We start from the raw sequence: 17,088 nt of genomic DNA, 5'->3' as shown, positions 1-17,088 counted from the left end.
TTGTTCAGCGCATCGCCGCGAGCGTCGAGCGCTCGAGCGGGATGCCGCGGATATGAAAGCCGGCCGCCTCGTACGCGCCCGGTATCGCGGACCGCGCTCGGCGGCGGCCGCCGGCGGGGCAGAAGGTGCGCGCAGGCCTGATGCCGGCGTTGTGCGCGCTCGGCCGTCGCCGCGCTCGCAACACAGAGGGTGGATCGGTGAGGTCCAACGAATGCTCCTTGCCTGATGAAGGACGAAAGTGCCGGCCGGCTGGCCGGGTCGACCGCTTCTTCAAAGCGAAATCCGTGCCAGAAAAAATGGCGCGTCAAATCAAAGGCGTAGGGGCAGGAGGGTGTAAATCACCACGAGAATCCCGGGTTCTATCTACCCGCTTGGGTGCGGATGACCATTCCCGCTGACCCGGCCGGCGGGCCGCTCGGACCCACGGGCGCGGGCGCCGTGTGGCGGCGCGCTTGCGGATATGGCGGGAGGGAGGGCCCACGCGCTGGCGGCGCGGGTGCGACAGGCTTGGCGACCGGCCGCGGGCGACCGGCGACCACGTCGCGTCGCGCTGCGATGGCGCCGGCCCGTTGCAGGCCCGGGGGCGGCGGCTCGGGCTCAGGCAGGGGGGCGAGCGCCGGCCGGCTCGGCGGCCGACTGCCTTGCGAAGCACGCCAGCAGCAGCTCGGTCAGCTCGCGCACCTTGCGCGAGGGGTGCTGGCCCGGCGGGCGGATGAGGTAGATGCCCGCCGTGGGCGGCGGGTGGCGGGTCATGACGGGAACCAGCGCGCCCGAGGCCAGGTATGGCCCGGTGAGGTGATCGGGCAGCGCCGCGATGCCCAGGCCTGCGGCGGCCGCGACGGCGAGTGCGACGCCGCTGTCGGCCTTGAAGCGGCCCCGCGGGCGCAGCGTGATGACGCGCTCGCCATCCATCAACTGCCAGGCTTCCGTGCCCTGCAGCAGGGCTTCGTGGGCCAGGAGCGCCTCCGGGGTCTCGGGTGAGCCGTGCGCCGCGATATAGGCCGGACTGGCCACGAAGCGGCCGTAGAGCGGGCCAACGCGGCGCGCGATCAGGTTCGAGTCCGGCAGGATGCCCACGCGGATGGCGCAGTCGAACCCCTCGCCGATGAGGTCGACGAAGCGGTCGCTGTAGGAGGCATGCACGTGCAGCTGCGGGTGGCGTCGCGCCAGGTCGGCCAGCACGGGGGCGAAGTGGTTCTGGCCGAACGAGAGCGGGACGGCGACGCGCAGGCGACCGCGCAGCGGCCCGGTGGGCGTGAGCGTTTCGCGCGCGGTCTCAATCTCCGCGCACGCACGCGCGGCGTGGTCGCGGAAGGTGGCGCCGGCCTCGGTGAGCGCGGCGCCGCGCGTGGAGCGCGCCAGCAGTTGCACGCCGAGGTCTGCCTCGAGCCGGGCCAGCCGCCGGCTGACGATGGATTTCGACAGGCCCAGCCGGGTCGCGGCCGGGGAGATGCCGCCGGCATCCGCGACCTCCACGAAGGTCTGTAGCGCTTCGATATCCACGCGGCGTTCCTCTCTTGCAAGATGGCTCTGCCTGAATGGTACTCCGCCAGGCGCGCCAGGCCTCCGGGCCGGGTGTTGCGGATTGTGCGACACAGCTCGTCGCGGGACGCGACTACCGTGCCCCGCTCGCGCTGGCCAGAATGGGGGGCGGGGGAGTCGTCGCCCGGCGCCGCTGCCCCGAACCCCGACTTTCAACGGCAACAAAGGAAATCTGCATGACTTTTCGCAATGGCCTTGATTCCCTGCTGCGCCCCGAGGATTCGGTGCTCGTGCTGATCGATCACCAGCCTTACCAGCTCACCAATCTCAACAGTCACGACCCGCAGATCGTCGTCAACAATTCGACGGCGCTGGCCAAGGCCGCCAAGGCCTTCGGGGTGCCGACCATCCTGACCAGCGTGATCGCCGATCGCGGCGGCCTGATCTTTCCGCAGATCACCGAGGTGTTTCCGGGCCAGGAGGTGATCGACCGGACCTTCATCAACACCTGGGAAGACAAGAAGGTGGTCGACGCGGTCAAGGCCACCGGCCGCAAGCAGTTGATCATCGCCGGCCTCTGGACCGAGATCTGCGTGGCGATGCCGGTGATCCAGGCGCTGGGCGAGGGCTGGGACGTGACGGTGGTGACCGATGCATCCGGCGGCGTGTCGTTGGAGGCGCACGAGGTCGCGATCCAGCGCATGATCGCGGCGGGTGCCAACATGATGACCTGGCTGGCCGTGGCCGCCGAGTGGCAGCGTGACTGGGCGCGCACCGAGCATGCGGGCGAGCTGACCGACATCCTCAAGCATCATGCCGCGGGCAGCGGCATCGCCTATCTGTGGGAGCAGCAACTGCTCAACACGCCGGTGCCGGCCAAGAGCTGACCCGACGTGGCGGCGCGGCGTCGTCGCGCCGCCTCCTGATGCGCGGACACGGCAACGGCTAGACACGCCAGTGCCGGCCGCGGGCCGGGCGCGCGACGTGCCACGCGGCGTTCAGGCGAGACGCCGCGCGGCCTCACGGTCGAACATGGCCACGCACAGATCCACGAAGCCGCGCACCTTGGGATCCATGTAGCGGCTCGACGCGAACACCGCGTGCACCGGGGCCGGCTCCTCCGCCCAGCCCGGCAGCACCGCCGCCAGGGTGTCGTCCGCGACGCAGGCGGCAGCCATGAACTGCGGCAACTGCGCGATTCCCAGGCCTGCCGCGGCCAGGTTCCTGGCGGCGATCACGCTGTTGACCGTGGCACGCGGCGGCGCGGTGACGACGGCGCGCTCTTGGCCGTTCTGCAGCATCCATGCCGGCCGGCCGCGCCGCGTCTTCATGATGAGGGCGTGCTGGTCCAGCGTGCCGACGCTGGCGAGCCCGGGCTTGCGCCGCAGGTATGCGGGCGCGGCATAAAGACCGTAATGCACCTCGCCCAGTCTGCGGGCCGACAGGCCCGAGTCGGCGAGCGTGCCCACCCGGATCGCGACGTCCACGCCTTCGTGGACGATGTCGACGAAGCGGTTGGTGTACTCCGCCTCGATCGTGACCTTGGCGGCCTGTTTCAGGAACGCGGCGATCCAGGTGTCGACCACCATCGGGCCGAACTCCGAACCCGCGGTGATGCGCAACAGCCCCTTGGGCTCGCGCGTCTGCTGGGCCACGGCCGCCTCGGCGGCTTCGGCCGCGGCGAGGATGCTGACGGCGCGCTCGAAGTAGTCGCGGCCGACCTCGGTGACGCTCAGCCGCCGGGTGGAGCGGGTGAGCAGGCGCGCGCCGAGCTTTGCCTCCATGCGCGATATGACGCGGCTCACGCGGGCCTTGTCGGTGCCGAGGCGCTCGGCGGCGGTGGTGAAGGAGCCGTCCGTCACCACGGCGACGAAGGCTCGCATCTCGGCGAGGTCGATTGATGCGTTCATGGACAACAGTGTGTGGCCTTGCGCCGTATTTATCAATCCGGAGCCGAAATCTACAGTGCCCTGCATGCAGGCAGCGGTTTGCCTGTCAACCAACGCAGCGCGGTATCGCGCGACGAAAAGCGGGCGGGATACGCCCGCCTGCCGCGCCTGGAAAAAGGAAGGGATATGGCACAAACAATCGGCATCATCGGCTCGGGCCTGGTCGGCAAGGCGGTGGCGCATCTGGCGGTGGCGGCGGGCTATCGCGTGGTGATCAGCAACTCGCGCGGGCCCGCCTCGCTGGCGGCGCTGGTGGAGGAGCTCGGCCCCCTGGCAAGCGCGGGCACGGTGGAGGAGGCAATTGCAATTGGCGAAATTGTGACGCTCGCCATTCCGCTGGCCGTGTTCGAGACCTTGCCGGCGGCCCGCTTCGCCGGCAAGGTCGTCCTCGACCAGACCAATTATTACCCCGGCCTGGGCGAATTTCGTCGCGCGGACCTGGACCAGGGGGTGTTGACCTCCAGCGAGCTGGTGCAGCGCCATCTGCGTGGCGCGCGGGTGGTGAAGGGGCTGCACAACCTGGGCTGGCATCACATGCAGCACAACGCCCGGCCGCGCGGCGACGCGGGGCGCACGACCTTGCCGATCGCGGGTGACGATGCGGCGGCGATGGACGCGGTGACGCGCTTCCTCGAAACCGTGGGCTACGACGTGGTCGACGCGGGGGCGCTGGCCGACAGCTGGCGCATCGAGCCCAACACGCCGATCTATTTCTGGCCCTATACGCCCACCATTGCTCCCGGGCTGGACGAGCGCGCGGCCAAGCGCGCCTATCTCGAGCCCGGCGACCCCATCTCGCCGCAAGCGGCGCTGGCGCTGATCAACAGCACCGAACGGCCCGCGCCGATCGGCGGCACGCTGGCAGGCCTGCCGCCGATCCACGTGGCGCTGTTCCTCGAGCTCGCCAGCGCAGGCACGGTGTGAGAGGGGGCGCCATGCAACGGGCGCGTGCAACGGGCGCCATGCAACGTTCGCCATGCAACGGGTGCCGCGCAACGTTCGCCGCGTGACGAACGTCTGCAACGGCCATTGTGCTGCTTCCCCCGCGTGACGAGCGCAGTGTGGCGCGCTGGCCGCAACGGCTCGGGAGCAGCGCTTCGCCGTGCGACCCCGCGCCCCGGGGCGGGGGGCGCCTTGAAGGCCTGTCCCTACACGGCTCCCGGCCCCTGATTCCCATTCGAACCTCGCTTTTCTGGACACATCCATGACCCGATCCTTACGCAACAAGACGGCGCTCGTGACCGGCGGCTCGCGCGGCATCGGCCGCGCGATTGCCGAGCGGCTGGCGGCCGACGGCGCAACGGTGGCCATCACCTATCACCAGCGTCGCGACGGCGCCGACGCGACGGTCGCCGCGATCGAGGCGGCCGGCGGCAGCGCGTTCGCGTTGCAGGCCGATCTTGCCGATGCGGCGGCGATTCCGGCGCTGCTCGAGCGCGTTGACGCGGAGCTCGCCGCCCGCCATAGACCTCCCGTCATCGACATCCTGGTCAACAACGCGGGCAACGCGGGCTGGGGCAGCCTGGCGGACGCCACGCCCGCCGCGTGGGACGCGCTCTTCGCCGTGCACGCCCGGGCGCCGTTCTTCATGGTGCAGGCCGCGCTGAGCCGGCTGGCCGATGGCGGACGCATCATCAATGTGTCGTCGGCCGCCGCGACGCGGCCGCTCCCGGTCGTGCCGGTGTACTCGATGGCGAAGGCGGCGATCAACAATCTGACGCACGCACTCGCCATGGCGCTGGGGCCGCGCGGTATCACGGTCAATGCGGTGGCGCCAGGCTGGGTGCGGACCGACATGAACGCGGCCGTGCGTGAAGACGCAGGCATGGTGGCGGCAATCGAAGGCGACACGGCGCTGGGCCGCTTCGGCGAGACCGCCGACATTGCGGCCGTCGTGGCGTTTCTGGCAACGGCCGAGGCGCGCTGGGTGACGGCACAGGTGATCGAAGCGAGCGGCGGCTACAAGCTCTGAAGACCCTGCAGCCGCCCGGGGGACCCGTGGACGTCGGGCCGTGTTGTGCGGGCCGTCCTCGGTTGCGCCCTCAACGAGATGGGCCAACCGGGGCGGTGCGCTCGGCATGCCCGGGGTTTTCGCGATATCCTGCGATGCGGAATCCGGCGCACGGGCCTGCGGGCCGCGCCGCCCAGCCATCATCAACGGGAGAGTCTGTGTCCGAACCCATCGCCGTGACCGGCGCGCCTGCCGGCTCGCATACCGCCGCCGGCCGCTATCGGCTCGATCTGACCGGGCCCGCGAGCCACCTGCTGACCCGGGAGGCGGGGCGCGGCGATCTGGTGATCGGCCCGGCCAGCCTGGGCAAGAAGGCGGACCTGCATGTGGCGGATGACGCCCGTCTCGATTGGCGCGCGTTCGAGCCGTTCGCCACGCCGGCGGGTTCGCCCTGGCCGCGACACTTCCGCTATCACGGCAACGACGAGGGTTTCATCGCGTGGTCGGCGGGCCGCGAGATCGAGCAGTTCACCTGGGTGCCGACGTTTGCGCAGCGCCGCCGTGTCGATGCCAGTGGGGCAGGCATCCGCACCCTGGCGCTGCAACTCGACGGGCTTGCGGGCGAGCTCGAGCTCCGGCTGCCGCCCGGCATCGCGCTGAGCCTGACGGGCGATCTTTCGCGCATCGCGGTTGCGGGCGCAACGCCCGACACGCTCATGCTGCATCCGTCGCTGGGCCGGCGTGCCAGCCAGCCGGCCTATACCTTGCCCGACCTGGGCCCGCTGCAGGCCGTGCGCTCGCTGTGGCTGTATGCAAGTCCATTGGGGCAGCCCGTGTCATTGCGCGAGATCGCGCGCTTCTCGTCGCTGCAAAGCCTTGCGCTGTCTGGCAATTTCACGGATTGGGATGCGATTGCCGGCCTGTCGCAGCTCCAGGGGCTGGAAATTCGCTACTGCCCCGACCTCGACGGCCTGCCGGCGCTCGACACCTGGCCGCTGCTCGAACGCTTCATCGCGTTCAATGTCGACGAGGCCGCCGGCAAACGCCTGAGCGCGCAATTGAAGGCACGCGCCAAGGTGCGCGCCTGGCAGGATTACGCTTCGGTCTCGAAGCTGCGCAAGCCGGCGTGGTGGGAGAGCGAGTACGGCCGCCCGTTCGGCGGCTGGAGTGCCCGCGCCGCGAAGGCGGCAAACGCAGCCTACGATAGCGCGCTCGAGACGTTGCGGCAGGCGCGCTCGGCCGACGAGGTCCGCGCCGCCATCGTGGTGTTTTCCCGCCACTTCAACGATATGAAGGGCATCGAGACGGCCGAGCGCGACGATGTGGGCGAGGCGGTCTGGCAGTTCAGCCAGCTCGAGCACGTGGCCGGGCTGGGCGTGACCGAGGAGCAGGCCCTGCAATGGTTCGACGAATCGAGGGACTATTGATGCGGTGGTGGCAGCGCCTGGGTTTCGGCCGCGCGGAGATCCCGGCGGACGCAGCGCCCGCGGCAGGAGGCGGGAAGGCGCAGGAGGGCCGCTACTACGTGCTCGACGCCAGCCTCTGGCGCGACGGCATCGGGCCGGGGCTCGAGTTCACGAACGAAGCGCGGCTGATTCTTCCCGGCCGCTACACCATGGAGCTGCCCGACGGCAGGCCCGACCCGTATCCCGAGCGCCCGCAACTGCGCCATGTGCCGGAAGAGGGCGGGCCGCCGCGCGATTTCGAGATCAAGGCCGGTATCTGGATCATCACCGATCCGTTGAAGCGGATATTCGAACGCGTCGATCCGCAGGGCTTTGCCTTCGCGGATTGCGATTACCTCCTGCCCGATGGCTCGCCGGGGCCCAGGCGTTACCTGTGTGCGGTGGTGCGCATGCTCGATGCGCTCGACGTGCCGGCGTCGCGCGTCAAGGTGAAGCCGGAATGGGATTTCGTGGCCGAGCGTGAGGACAAGGTATACAGCGTGCTCGGCGGCGGCAGCCTGGTGTTCCGGCCCGAGATCGTCGGCGATGCGCACGTGTTCATCCAGGACCGGCTCGGCACCGGCCCCATCTGCGACCGCGTGATGTTCGATGCGCTGACGGCGGCGAAGCTGGATGGGGTGCAGCTGCGCGACGTGGCGGCGCTCTAGTTTTACGGCCGCAGGTGCATGCTCACTCAATTGCCTGGATCTTCCTCGATCGGCGGTGCCGCCCAATCGCAACGTGCCCTGTGCCAGTCTATTGCAGCAACGCTGAGGCGAAGCCCGGCTTCCGCAGGTTGACGGATGGGCATGCCTGCAAGATTTCCATAATCGCTCGCGGCCAAACTTGGCGCTACTAGGATAGTCATCGTGAAGGAGTCTATCGTTAGCAGATAGAGGTCGAACAGAGTATGGATGTCGGCGCGAAGAAGTAATCCATTTGATGCAACGTTTGTGTGGGCACCTTTGTAGGGGTGCACATGAGCGGCCTCTAATAGGGCAAGCACGTCGCAACCAGTAACGGCGCATTTGTCGCGATATGCGCCGCGTAGCGTATTCCTGAACTTGCTTTGGCCACGCCGATGGTAGATCTCCGCGACTACCTTTCGTCTAGCGTCTACAACGCTGTTTGGATCGAATGATGCAGTGGCGTCATCGGAAGTCCCGAGGTAAGACGCCGTGGTGTTGATGGGATCAGAGCGCTGTCGAATCCCGAGTTGGTGGCGGTTGCCGGATGTGGGATCCGGGAAGATCTCCCAGATGCCATGCAACTCTGGCACGTACAACTCGAATGTTGATACCCCGGCAATTTTGATTTTGAAAAGCTGATCGTAACGATTGCCTGAGTTCGTCAGACGCGGCTTCGCATTCGTCGTGTAGGAGGTTCTTGCCTTTGAATTAACCGAGAGCATTTCGAGCGCGACAAGATTCTTTTCGTTGTAGTTCGGATGCCTCGCCAGTATCCACTCGCGGACCTGCTTACGCGTCGCACTGCCGCCCAAGTCTACGACGGCGTCAAGACATAGTTCCCACGTAGGTTTCTCGCCATGCTTATATTTGGAATTTGGGTCGGCGGGAATGAGCGCTTCCAGATTTGGTTCGGTGTCTAGAACCATTGCTCCGATTCGTTGCTTCACCTCAGCTCCGATATGCTGGGCCGGTTTCAGGCCTGTGAGCCACGCTAGACTCATTTCCGCGTACACGGCGGAGATATTTTGCATTCGATACTCGAACGCTTTGGCGGTGCGCCCATACTTACCCGCGAGCTTCCGATAGATGGCAGCCTTGTTCGTGTCAAGACCCTGGCGTTCGCGATCCAGCATGTACTTGTAGGCTTCGACCGAAGCGCGAAGCTCCTCATCGGTCCAGTCTCCCGCCATGCCTGTCTCCCGGCAATGTAATGTCCGAGATAATATCGAAGTCTACTCGGATCAAAAACACCCGTTATACGAATGGACGGGATTGCGCAGCATGGAAAGAATCGAAACCACGACCTTCAAAATGGCGTTCGACAAGGGCGGCTCGCGGTTTCGCGATCTGCACCTGCGCGATTGCACGTTCGACAATTGCGGGTTGTCGATGGTGAAGTCTCCGGCACGCATGTCGCGGGTGCAGGGGGTGACGGTGTCGAAATGCCGGGTCGCGAACTCGGAAATCAAGCCGTGCGTGTTCGAGGACGTGCTGGTCGAGGATCTTGCCACCAACCCGATCCTGCTGGTCTGGGGCTCGATGTTCCGGCGCGTGAAGCTTGCGGGCAAGATCGGCAAGCTCAATCTCAATCTGCTGCCGACGGCGTTCTGCACCGACGCCACGCTGCTCGCGCAGTTCGAGGCGGCGCGGACGGCCTTCTATGCCGAGACCGACTGGGCGCTCGACATCAGCGAGGCGCGGCTGCTCGGGCTGCGCTGCGAAGGGGTGCCCTTGCACCTGATCCGGCGCGACCCGGCGTCGCAGGTGATTCTGGACAAGCAGGGCGCTTATCCCGGCAGCGCGGCCCTCGACGCGGCGTTCGCCAAGGCGTTTCCGGTGACCCACAGCGTGTTGCAGGGCTTCGATGAACGCGACGCGCAGCAGATGCTGCTCACGGCCTCGCTCGGTGCGCCGAAGGCGCGGCGCGACGAGGAACTGGCGGCGATCGCGGCGTTGCGGTCGCTGGGCTTTCTGCAGGCGTGAGGCGCAATCCCATCATGGCAGCCTCGACACTCAAGCGACTGTGCGTCTTCATGACCCCGGCAGACGAGCAGGCCTTCGCGCTTGCGGTGCTGGCGCATTGGCCGAGCGCGCGTTTCGTGGACCTGGGCCTGGAGCCGCAGACGCCCGCGCCACCGCTTGTGACGGGCTGGCCCGCGGCATGCCGCGGCCGGCGCGTGACGCTGGTCGACGGCAGCCGCTTCGACGCGGCGGCGTTTCATGCGCGGTACGTGGCGCCTCATCCGGGCGGCCAAGGCTGGGCGTATGCCATGGTGGGCGCCGGCCTGGTGAATCTGTGGCGTTCGGCACCGTACGACGACATGCCGCAAGGCCTGCGCAACGGCGAGCTCCGCGCCACGATTCCTGCCGGAGATCCCGCCACCGCCGCCTTTGCCAAGGCGGTGTTTGCGGCGGCGAAGGCGGGCGCCGCCAAGGTGTATGCCGTGGACGCCGCCACCGGCGCGCTCGCCAGCCGCGCGGAGCCCGGCTTCATCGCCGGGGCCGATGCGGCGGCCCGCTACGACGGGCAGGACGGCGCGTATCTGAACAACCATCCGCAGGCGCTGTTCGCCGCCCGCCGATGAAGCCGGCGCACGGAATGCGCCGCATATCCCCTGTTGGCACGATACGAAACCGAGCGGCCGCGGTCAGGGTGGGCGGCTCACCCGCGCGCCGTTCGCGTGGATGGCCCGCGCGCCGCAGCGCTTCCCAGATGTAAGAAACAAGTCCTTGCACCTCCCGGCGCAGAATGCAGGAAATGCAACGACGCCCCAGTCGGGAAGGGGGCAGTTGCAACCGAAGGTTCGTCCATAGACGAGCGTCTCACGGGCGTAACACGGCTACACACCTTGTCGGCTTCGCTGTCTATGTTGGCGAAATCCCGCTGATACCTTTTCCTGCACAACCAATAACGAACATCGCAGTCGTGCGACGCCATCAGGGTGTGCGCAGGCCGGCCAGCTCCCGCTCTACCCGATCGATGAGCTGGCGTCCTGCGGATCGTGCGATGCGTGCGGTAGAAGATGCTGGGACTCCCAAAATGCTGTCGACTCTCTCCCCTCACCGTAAGCGGCCTCGTGGCCTCGGTATTGATAGGCGCCGCGGCGCCGGCTGCTGCGCAACAGGTGTATTCCAGCGCGCTGCACGACTTCCTGGTGCGCAAGACCGCGGCCGAACATCCTGACGACGTCGCCCGGATCTTCGAACAGTGGCTGGCGCGCGCCGACAGCGAGGCGCCGCCTGCGGAGGCACGCGCACGCGTGCTGGCCGACTATGTCACGCTGCAGACCCGCGCCGGCCATGACCGCGAGGCGCTGGACGCGGCCCGGGGCACCGGCTACGCCAGTCTGCCGGCCTACGCGCTCGACCCGCTGTTCCTGGCCGCACGACGGCTGGGCGCGCTCGATGACGAGCGGCGCCTGGTCATCGCATTGCGCGAACGCGCGCCGGGTCCGCTGACGCAGCTGCGCCGGGCGCAGTATGCGTTCGACGCGCAGACGCCCGACGTGGCGCGCGCCCTGGCTGCCGCCGTCGAGGCCGACGTGGCTGCGCCGCGCGACGTGCGCGCCGCGGCGGCCGAGGTGGTCGGGGCGGTCGAGGAGCTTGCCGGCAATCTGCGCGAGGCTTCCGACGCCTACGACCGTGCGCTGGCGCTCGAGCCGCACTCCCGCAGCGCGCGGCGCGCGGACGTGTTCCTGATCGCGCGCCGGGGCGCGGCCGGCGAGGCGATGGACGAGGCGCGTGCCGACAACGCGCGCGCCGCGCAGGCCGGCCAGCAGCCGCTTTTCAGCGCCGCGGAGGTGATGGGATTCCGCCAGCAGGCGGTGGGCCAGATGATCGTCTGGGCCATCGAGCAACGCGACATCGTGGGCGGCGCGGGCCGCCATGAGGCGCTCGACGGAGCGCTCGCGGCCTCCGACACGCTGCTGGCCGAGATCGGCGACCCCGCCGACGCCGACATGCGCGCCGTGCAGGCGCGGGTGCGCATCGACCGGCTGGTGGCGCTCAACGCGCGCGGCCGTGACCAGGCCTGTGTGGACCTGTACGCGTCGCTCGCGGCCGAGGGCGTGGACGTGCCGTACTACGGCCTGGCGCCGGCGGCCGATTCGTATGCGCGGCTGCGCCGTTCCGATCTGGCCGTGCCGCTGTACGAGCGCGCCATCGCCCTGGCCGGCACCCGCTTGCCGATGCCGAGCGACACCCACGTAGGCCTGTTCTACGCCTACATCGACACGGCGCGTTTCACCCAGGCCGATCAACTGCTGCAGCAGATGGAGGCGGCCACGCCGCCGACGGTCCGGCTGGCGCCGCAACCGGAGACCCCCAATCCCGACTACGCGCGGGTGCAGGACCTGCGCGGCCGCTACTACCTCTACACCGACCAGCCTGCGCGGGCCGAACAGACCTATGCCGCGCTGACGCAGGAGGCGCCGTTCAACGTGGACTTCGCCGAGGGGCAGGCCCGGACGGCGGCGGCGCGCGAGCAGCCGCACACGGCGCTGGCGCTGGTCCAGGCGTCCGCCACCGATCACCCGGACGCCGTGTCGATCCGCAGCGCCGAGGCCGACACGCTGCTGGCCACCGGCCGGATCCCGGTGGGCCGCGCGGCGCTGGCGCGCCTGCAGGCCGAGCAGCCGGACTCGGTGCAGGTGCGCAATTCGGCGCGCGACGAGGCCGCGATGCGCGCGCCCACGCTCACCATCGACTCGAGCTATGGCAAGGGCAGCAATGCCAGCGCGCTCGCCGACGAGGACTTCCTGATCGACAGCCGCCTGCAATCGGGCCTGATCGACGACCAGTGGCGCATCTTCGCGCGCCAGGCCTGGGCCTACGGCAACACCTCGGCCGGCAAGGCCACGCGCGGGCGCACCGGGCTCGGGCTGCGCTGGGAGCAGGGCGGCTGGACGCTGGAGGGCGAGGCGCATCGCGACACCGGCGGCCCGCGCAACGGCGGCGTCGCGGCCACGGCGGGATATCGCTGGGGCGACCACGTCGAGCTCGGCCTGTCGTACGACACCAATGCGCTGGACGTGCCCTGGCGCGCCTACGACGCGGGCATCGCCGGCAGCCAGGCGCAGGCCTCGTTCGGCTACATCGTGAACGAGTCGCGCCGCTTCGACCTGAGCTACCAGCGCATGCGCTACACCGACGGCAACCAGAACCAATCCGTGGGGGCGGCGTGGACGGAGCGCTGGTACAGCGGGCCGTCGCAGCAGTTCCAGACCACGCTGCGCGCGGATGCCGGCCGCAATCGCGAGTCGGATGTGCCGTACTACAGCCCCGAGTCGGATGGCTCGGTCGAGCTGGAGGCGCGCTACCAGCTGCTCACCTGGAAGCGCGACGACCGCACGATGGTGCAGCGGGTCTATGCCAGCGCCGGCAGCTACCGCCAGTCTGGCTATGGCGCCGAGCCGACGTATGGCCTGCGCTACGAGCACGAATGGCGCTTCCGGCCGGGGTGGACCATCACCTACGGCATCGGCTCCGCCTGGCATCCGTACGACGGCAAGCGCGAGCGCCGCACCACCGGCTACCTGAACCTCGCCATTCCTTTTCTCTGAACGGAGCAATCAATGATGAATCTGATGCGCCCGTTCGTGCGGCTGCTGTGCGTATGCCTGATGCTTGCGAGCGCAACCGTGGCGGCCCAGCCCTTGCCCCCGGCCGATCCCGACGACGGCCAGACCTTTCGCGTGCTGACTTTCCATGACGTGCGCAAGAACGTGCGCGCGAGCTTCGAGACCTCGCCCGACGCGACCGCGGTGGACGAGAGCACGCTGGTGGCCGCGTTCACCTGGCTGCGCAGCGCGGGCTACCACCCCGTGAGCCTGGCGCAGATCGTCGCCGCGCGCGAAGGCGGGCCGGCCCTGCCGCCGAAGCCGGTGCTGCTCACCTTCGACGATGGCTACGAGAGCGTCTATACCGTGGTGTTTCCCTTGCTCAAGCGCTTCCAATACCCGGCGGTGATGGCGCTCGTGAGCGGCTGGATCGACGCGCCGGCCGGCGCGCGCTTCTATGGCGGCGAGGAGGCCATCGCGTTGCCGCGGGCGCGCTTCCTGAGCTGGGCGCAGGCGCGCGAGATGGCGCAGTCGGGATGGGTGGAGCTGGCCGGACACACGCATGCGCTGCATCGCGGGATCCCGGCCAATCCGCAGGGCAACCTGCTGCCGGCCGCCACCGCGCAGCGCTACAACGCGGCGACCGGCCGCTACGAATCGGAGGCCGGCTATCGTGCCCGCATCGTTGCCGACCTGCGGCGCAACAAGCAGGAGATCGAACGCCAGACCGGCGCCCACGTGCGCGCGCTGGTCTGGCCCTACGGCTCGTACAACGAGGTGGCGGTCGGCGCCGCGCGCGAGGCCGGCATGCCGATCACGCTCACGCTGGACGACGGCCCCAACACGCCCGACGTGCCGCTCTCGCACATGCGGCGCGGCCTCATGAACTACCAGGACGAGGGGCCCGAGCTGCTGCGCGAGCTGCGCTCGCCCGATCCGCGCCACGCCGGCGAGATCGAGGTCAACCGCGTCATGCACGTGGACCTGGACTATGTGTATGACCCCGATCCGGTGCAGCAGGAGCGCAACCTGTCGCTGCTGCTCGACCGCGTGGCGCGCATGAATCCCAGCAGCGTATTCCTGCAGGCCTTCGCCGACCCGGACGGCGACGGGGTGGCCGACGCGCTGTATTTCCCGAGCCGCCGCATGCCGATGCGGGCCGACCTGTTCAACCGGGTCGCGTGGCAGCTGAGCACGCGGGCGCAGGTGCGGGTCTACGCCTGGATGCCGGTGTCGTCGTTCAAGCTGCCGGCCTCGGATCCCGCGGCCGACCGCCTGGTGCGGCAGATGCCGGGCGCACCCGCCGGCGCGGCCGACACCTATCGTCGCCTGTCGATCTTCGATCCGGTGGCGCGTCAGGCCATCCTGGAGATCTACGAGGACCTGGGCCGCCATGCCGCATTTGCGGGCGTGCTGTATCACGACGATGGCATGTTCAACGACTACGAGGACGCCAGCCCGGCGGCCTTGCAGGCCTACGCATCGTGGGGCCTGCCGCCCGACGTGGCGGCCATCCGTGCCTCGCCCGAGGCGATGCAGCGCTGGACCCGCGCCAAGACGGATGCGCTGATCGACTTCACCCACGCGCTGTCGACGGTGCTGCGCCGCTGGCATCCCGTGCTGATCACGGCGCGCAACATGTACACCCGGCCGATGCTGGAGCCCGGCTCGGAGGCGCGCTTCGCGCAGGACTTCGAATCGTTCCTGAAGGCCTACGACTACACGGCGCTGGAGGCCATGCCCTATATGGAGGAGGCGCCGGATCCCGACGTCTGGCTGCGCGAGCTGGCGCGCGTGGTGGCGCAGGTGCCGGGCGCGAACGCGCGCACGCTGTTCGAGCTGCAGTCGCGCGACTGGCGCACCGGCAAGGCGATTCCCGATGCCGTCCTGGCGCGTCATTTTGCGCTGCTGCGCAAAGCCGGCGTGCGCAACCTCGGCTACTACCCCGACGACTTCCTCAACGACCAGCCGGCGCTGGCCGCGGTGAAGCCGCATCTGTCGGTGCAGCAATCGCTCGGGCGCGACTTCTTCCGCGACCCCGCACGCGCGCCCGGCGCGCCGGCACCCGAGGCGTTGATCGATCCGCCCGCCGACATGCTGCCGCCCGGCTGGACCCATGCCGAGCCCAATGCGCTTCCCGCCGCGCCGGGAGGCGCGCAACGATGAACTGGGACCTCGCAACGAGCTTCGTGCTCGCCTATGTTTTCTACTACCCGTTCTGCATGGCCTGGCTCTGGATGACGGGCGGCCTGGCGCACTATTACCAGTTCGAGCGCGGCCAGAACGAGGGCGTCGATCCGCTGACGCTGCTGCCCACGCTGCCGAAAGTCAGCATCCTGGTGCCGTGCTTCAACGAGGAGGACAACGTCGACGAGGTGATCGACGCGCTGATGGCGCAGAACTACCCGAACTACGAGGTGATCGCGGTCAACGACGGCAGCACCGACGGCACCGGCGACAGGCTCAGCGTGCTGGCCGTGCGCTATCCGCGCCTGCGCGTGGTGCACCAGAACCACAACCAGGGCAAGGCGGTGGCGCTGACCACGGCCACGCTGCTGGCGCAGGGTGAGTATGTGCTGGGCATCGACGGCGACTCGATGCTGGATCCGGACGCCATCGCCTGGCTGCTGCGCCACTTCCTGCGCGACGGCAAGGTCGCGGCGATGACCGGCAACCCGCGCATCCGCAGCCGCACCACGCTGCTGGGCCGCATGCAGGTGGGCGAGTTCTCGTCCATCATCGGCCTGATCAAGCGCACGCAGCAGCTCTACGGCCGGCTCTTCACCGTCTCGGGCGTGATCGTGATGTTCCGGCGCCAGGCGCTGGTGGACGTGAACTTCTGGAGCGCGGAGATGCTCACCGAAGACATCGACATCAGCTGGAAGCTGCAGCTGGCCGGCTGGCGCATCGGCTACGAGCCGCACGCGTTGTCGTGGATCCTGACGCCGGAGACGCTGCGCGGGCTGTGGCGCCAGCGCCTGCGCTGGGCCATGGGCGGCGTGCAGACGCTGTTCAAGTATTCGCCGCGCGTGTTCCGCTGGGAGATGCGGCGCATGTGGCCGATCTACGCCGAGTACTGCCTGAGCGTGCTGTGGGCCTACCTGATGGCCGGCGTGCTGCTGGGCGGCGTGGCGGGCACCCTGCTGGGCCTGCCGGGCGCCTGGCGCGTCGGCCTGCTGCCGCAGTGGCATGGCCTGCTGCTGGCGCTGGCCTGCATGCTGCAGATCCTGACCAGTATGCTGGTCGACCGCAAGTACGACCGGGCGCTGCTGCGCTACTACTTCTGGACTTTCTGGTACCCGCTGGGTTTCTGGTTCATCACGATGGTGACGACCGTGTACTCCGTGCCGGCGGTGCTGTTGCGCCGGCGCGGCAAAAGAGCCGTCTGGGTCAGCCCGGACAGAGGAGAGAGAGATGCCTAAAGAACCCATCATCGACAACACCGACCTGCCGCTGTCGACCTGGCTGCGCGTGGCGGGCCCGGTGGCCGGCGCCTGCCGCTGGCTCTGGCTCAACATCGCACGGCCGCTGCTGCTGGTGGCCGTGTGGGCCGGCTTCATCTTCTTCGTGTACTGGGATTTCTTCATGACCACGGCCCAGTCGACCGCAGACCGCCGCTTCCTGCTGTATTGCGGCATCGGCGTGGCGGCGTTGCTGGCGCTGATGCTGATCGTGGCGCGGCTGGTGCGCCATCGCGAAGACGACGAGAACAAGGAGGCCGACACGCCCGAGATGGCCCGGCCGGTGCGCGTGCACGAGCTCGCCGCGGTGGCGCGCGTGCCGGTGCGCCAGATGTCGGTGTGGCAGCGCGCGCGCAGCCTCGTGGCGATGCACGACGATGACGGCCAGTTCCGCGACGCCGTGCTCAAGCCGCTGTCGGAGCCGGTGCGCCGCCGTCCGCGCCGCTGATCCCGCGCGGCGCGGTAAGGGGCGCCGGAAGCCGCTACTATTGGGTGAGCGCCGGGCGATGCGCCCCGGCCGCACCAGAACCGTATTTGTGAGGCAGGGCACGTC

At 68.8% G+C, this 17,088-nt stretch carries 15 protein-coding genes; 11 read left to right on the top strand and 4 right to left on the bottom strand.

Annotated features, from left to right (window positions below):
* Positions 1 to 4: 4 nt before the first annotated feature.
* Positions 5 to 208 (bottom strand): hypothetical protein, encoded by a 204-nt coding sequence (locus CEG14_RS25735; protein ID WP_143277209.1) that lies wholly within the window; start codon positions 206 to 208, stop codon positions 5 to 7.
* Positions 209 to 597: 389 nt separating this feature from the next.
* The gene (locus CEG14_RS13320) at positions 598 to 1,503 is read right to left on the bottom strand and encodes a LysR family transcriptional regulator (RefSeq protein WP_094826821.1); all 906 of its coding nucleotides are present in this window, start codon (positions 1,501 to 1,503) and stop codon (positions 598 to 600) included.
* 215 nt (positions 1,504 to 1,718) lie between these two features.
* Here CEG14_RS13320 and CEG14_RS13315 point away from each other — a divergent pair, with 215 nt between their 5' ends.
* Entirely contained in the window at positions 1,719 to 2,369 is a 651-nt protein-coding gene (locus tag CEG14_RS13315; RefSeq protein ID WP_094826820.1) for a hydrolase, read from the top strand.
* A gap of 111 nt (positions 2,370 to 2,480) precedes the next feature.
* Here the strand turns inward: CEG14_RS13315 and CEG14_RS13310 are convergent, their stop codons facing one another.
* Positions 2,481 to 3,392: a LysR family transcriptional regulator gene (locus CEG14_RS13310; protein ID WP_256985682.1), complete on the bottom strand. Its 912-nt coding sequence runs from the start codon at positions 3,390 to 3,392 to the stop codon at positions 2,481 to 2,483.
* A gap of 165 nt (positions 3,393 to 3,557) precedes the next feature.
* Between CEG14_RS13310 and CEG14_RS13305 the strand changes: the two genes are divergently transcribed.
* The 4 genes from CEG14_RS13305 to CEG14_RS13290 all read left to right on the top strand — a co-directional run bounded on the left by CEG14_RS13305 (position 3,558) and on the right by CEG14_RS13290 (position 7,495).
* On the top strand, positions 3,558 to 4,355 hold the full coding sequence (locus tag CEG14_RS13305) for an NADPH-dependent F420 reductase (RefSeq protein ID WP_094826819.1): 798 nt from the start codon (positions 3,558 to 3,560) through the stop codon (positions 4,353 to 4,355).
* A gap of 280 nt (positions 4,356 to 4,635) precedes the next feature.
* Entirely contained in the window at positions 4,636 to 5,403 is a 768-nt protein-coding gene (locus CEG14_RS13300) for an SDR family NAD(P)-dependent oxidoreductase (protein ID WP_094826818.1), read from the top strand.
* Positions 5,404 to 5,618: 215 nt separating this feature from the next.
* Entirely contained in the window at positions 5,619 to 6,809 is a 1,191-nt protein-coding gene (locus CEG14_RS13295) for a hypothetical protein (RefSeq protein ID WP_256985681.1), read from the top strand.
* Positions 6,809 to 7,495, top strand: coding sequence for an imm11 family protein (locus tag CEG14_RS13290; protein WP_094826816.1), 687 nt, complete (start codon positions 6,809 to 6,811; stop codon positions 7,493 to 7,495). The genes CEG14_RS13295 and CEG14_RS13290 overlap by 1 nt, the downstream gene beginning before the upstream one ends.
* Before the next feature lie 26 nt (positions 7,496 to 7,521).
* Here the strand turns inward: CEG14_RS13290 and CEG14_RS13285 are convergent, their stop codons facing one another.
* Complete coding sequence (locus CEG14_RS13285; protein WP_094826815.1) at positions 7,522 to 8,706, bottom strand: HNH endonuclease; 1,185 nt, start codon at positions 8,704 to 8,706, stop codon at positions 7,522 to 7,524.
* 91 nt (positions 8,707 to 8,797) lie between these two features.
* On the opposite strand from CEG14_RS13285, the gene CEG14_RS13280 reads away from it, so the two are divergent.
* The 6 genes from CEG14_RS13280 (at position 8,798) to CEG14_RS13255 (ending at position 16,983) form a co-directional block, all read left to right on the top strand.
* Positions 8,798 to 9,499 (top strand): hypothetical protein, encoded by a 702-nt coding sequence (locus CEG14_RS13280; protein WP_094826814.1) that lies wholly within the window; start codon positions 8,798 to 8,800, stop codon positions 9,497 to 9,499.
* 14 nt (positions 9,500 to 9,513) lie between these two features.
* Positions 9,514 to 10,101 (top strand): hypothetical protein, encoded by a 588-nt coding sequence (locus tag CEG14_RS13275; RefSeq protein ID WP_143277208.1) that lies wholly within the window; start codon positions 9,514 to 9,516, stop codon positions 10,099 to 10,101.
* A 492-nt stretch (positions 10,102 to 10,593) separates the two neighbouring features.
* Positions 10,594 to 13,077 (top strand): poly-beta-1,6 N-acetyl-D-glucosamine export porin PgaA, encoded by a 2,484-nt coding sequence (pgaA, locus tag CEG14_RS13270; protein WP_179280595.1) that lies wholly within the window; start codon positions 10,594 to 10,596, stop codon positions 13,075 to 13,077.
* 12 nt (positions 13,078 to 13,089) lie between these two features.
* On the top strand, positions 13,090 to 15,240 hold the full coding sequence (gene pgaB / locus CEG14_RS13265) for a poly-beta-1,6-N-acetyl-D-glucosamine N-deacetylase PgaB (RefSeq protein WP_094826811.1): 2,151 nt from the start codon (positions 13,090 to 13,092) through the stop codon (positions 15,238 to 15,240).
* On the top strand, positions 15,237 to 16,496 hold the full coding sequence (gene pgaC / locus CEG14_RS13260; RefSeq protein WP_094826810.1) for a poly-beta-1,6-N-acetyl-D-glucosamine synthase: 1,260 nt from the start codon (positions 15,237 to 15,239) through the stop codon (positions 16,494 to 16,496). Before pgaB ends, pgaC begins: the two co-directional genes overlap by 4 nt.
* Entirely contained in the window at positions 16,489 to 16,983 is a 495-nt protein-coding gene (locus CEG14_RS13255) for a hypothetical protein (RefSeq protein WP_094826809.1), read from the top strand. Before pgaC ends, CEG14_RS13255 begins: the two co-directional genes overlap by 8 nt.
* The last annotated feature ends 105 nt before the right edge of the window (positions 16,984 to 17,088 follow it).

Origin of the sequence: Bordetella genomosp. 1 (assembly GCF_002261335.1) — a bacterium.
In the GTDB taxonomy this organism is placed as follows: Bacteria; Pseudomonadota; Gammaproteobacteria; order Burkholderiales; family Burkholderiaceae_B; genus Bordetella.
This window is presented reverse-complemented; position numbering and strand designations above follow the sequence as displayed.